Raw genomic sequence first — 2282 nt, forward strand, 5'->3', positions numbered from 1 at the left:
TCGACGCCGCGGTCAACGCTGCCATGGACGTGTTCCGGAGAAAGGGTTACGAGGGCACCTCCATGCGTGACCTCTCCGAGGCGCCCGGCCTGGTGGTGACCCACCGAAGGGGCCGGTCGTTGCTCAGCGCCCGCACCGACCTCGCCGAGGTCCGGGTTACCGGGCGGCCCGCTGGTGGGCGGTCAGTCCAGGCAGGTGAGCGCGACCTCGGCGTACCGCGTCAGCGCCGCCCGGTCCGGGGTGATGGCGCCCATCACGCGCAGACCCTGGAGGCTGGTCACCAGGAAGCCGGCCAGGTCGGTGGCGCTGCGGTCGGTGGTGATCTGACCTCGCAACTGGGCCTCGGCGAGCAGGTCGTAGAGCGCCAACTCCAGGGACTGGGTGGTCGAGCGGAGCCGCTCGGCGACCCGCACGTCCTGGTGCGCGCGTTCCATCGAGGCGCCGACGATGAGGCAGGAGAGGTGCCGGCCGTCGCCGGTGATGTCGTCCACCGCGCCGATGAAGACCTCCCGGATGACCGCTCGCGCGTCGTTGCCGGAGCGCAGCAGATCGACCATCGGGGCGGCGTAGCGCTGCCGGTACAGGTCGAGCACCGCCAGGTAGAGGCCGTCCTTACTGCCGAACGCGGCGTAGATCGAGCCGCTGCCCAGGCCGGTCGCCTCGGAGAGGTCACGCATGGAGGTGCCCTCGTAACCCTTTCTCCGGAACACGTCCATGGCAGCGTTGACCGCGGCGTCGAGGTCGAACTCCCGGGTACGTGCCATGACCGAACCCTACCCACTATCTGGAACGATCGACAAAGTACCGCCGGTCACAGCCGCCGGGCCGGCCGTTTCCCCTGCTCGGGGCAGGTGCCGGCCACCGCGTTACGATCCAGATCATGGAGCCTCTCGACACGGTGCTGGCCGCGCACCGGGCGTACCTGCTCGGGTGGAACATCGGCGTCACCGGAGGCCCGGACCTCCCGACCTACCGCAGTGACGTGCCGCACGCGCCGCTCAACGGCGTGCTGCGGGTGGCCGGGCGCACCCCGCACGACGCGCTCACCGAGGCCCGGCAACGCCTGCACGGCGTACCCCGGATCTGGTGGGTCGGCCCGGACAGCGACGCCGGCAGCGCGGACGCCCTGATCTCCCTCGGCGCGGTGGAGGTCGCCCGTATGCCGATCATGACGGTGGAGATCGGGGAGGCGGCCGATGTGCCGACGCCCGCCGGCGTGCACATCGCCGAGACCGCCGACCTCGCCGCGTTCGTCCCGGCCTATGCCCGGGTGTCCGGAATTCCGGCGGACGGTGTGGCGGCGACGATCGAACGGGAGAAGGCGTTCACCGGCGACGGCACGCTGCTCCGGCTGGCCGGCCACCGCGATGACGGTCGGGTCGTCGCGACGGCCGTCGCCTGGATCAGCCACGGCCTGGTCACGCTCTACTTCGTCGGCACCCAGCCGGAGCAGCGCCGCCGGGGCATCGGTGCGGCCATGACCAGGGCCGCCCTGGATCTGGCCGCCGAGCGGGGCGTCCGCACCGCCGCCCTCACCTCGTCGGCGGTCGGTGAGTCGGTCTACCGCAGCCTCGGTTTCCGGCCGGTGGGCGAGTTCCGCCTGCTGACCTTCTGACGACGAGCGGGCGCCGGCCGGCGCAAACCATTGACTACGCGGTTCAGACAGCGTTGTCTTTTACTGTCGCCTGGGGAGGTACGACAGTGATCGACGATGTGTCCCTCGTGTTCTGCGTGACCGCTGACGTGTCGGTGCGCGAACGGATGGTTCGGCGCCTCAACGGCCTGGGCACCCTGGTGATCTGCGCCGACCTCGCGGAGTTGCAGGCGATGATCGGCGGACCGGTGATCAGCGGTCCGGCCCGGGTCGCCACCTCCACCGCCGCGCCCACGCCCGCCCTCGTCGCAGCCGGCGCACCTGTCGGCGCGGCCGGTCAGATCAGCCTCGGCGACCTCACCATCGACCCGCTTGAGCACCGGGTGACGTGGCGCGGAGAACCGCTGGCCCTGACCCGACTCGAACGCAACCTGCTCACCCAGCTCGCCACCGCCCCGGTCGGCGTCTGGACGTACGAGCGGCTCTTCGAATCGGTCTGGGGCTGCGCGTTCCTCGGCGACACGTCGACCCTGCACTCGGCGGTGAAGCGGCTACGTCGCAAACTGCGCGCCGCCGACGACGCCCTGCGCGTGCACACCGTGCGGGGGATCGGCTACCGGCTCAGCGTCGACTGACGACCGACGGACCACAAGCGAAACGGCTCGTCACCGGGTCTTCCGGTGACGAG

3 protein-coding genes are annotated in these 2282 nt (G+C 71.1%); 2 read left to right on the forward strand and 1 reads right to left on the reverse strand.

The genetic code is table 11. The annotated features are described in order from the left end of the window. Positions 1-182: 182 nt before the first annotated feature. Complete coding sequence (locus tag KBX53_RS30230) at positions 183-764, reverse strand: TetR/AcrR family transcriptional regulator (protein WP_210863095.1); 582 nt, start codon at positions 762-764, stop codon at positions 183-185. 116 nt (positions 765-880) lie between these two features. Between KBX53_RS30230 and KBX53_RS30235 the strand changes: the two genes are divergently transcribed. Together KBX53_RS30235 and KBX53_RS30240 are read left to right on the forward strand one after the other, a co-directional pair. Beyond that, complete coding sequence (locus KBX53_RS30235) at positions 881-1615, forward strand: GNAT family N-acetyltransferase (RefSeq protein WP_210863097.1); 735 nt, start codon at positions 881-883, stop codon at positions 1613-1615. Positions 1616-1743: 128 nt separating this feature from the next. Beyond that, entirely contained in the window at positions 1744-2229 is a 486-nt protein-coding gene (locus tag KBX53_RS30240; protein ID WP_309140889.1) for a winged helix-turn-helix domain-containing protein, read from the forward strand. Positions 2230-2282: the final 53 nt, after the last annotated feature.

Origin of the sequence: Micromonospora sp. M51 (assembly GCF_018070305.1) — a bacterium.
Classification (GTDB): domain Bacteria; phylum Actinomycetota; class Actinomycetes; order Mycobacteriales; family Micromonosporaceae; genus Micromonospora; species Micromonospora parva.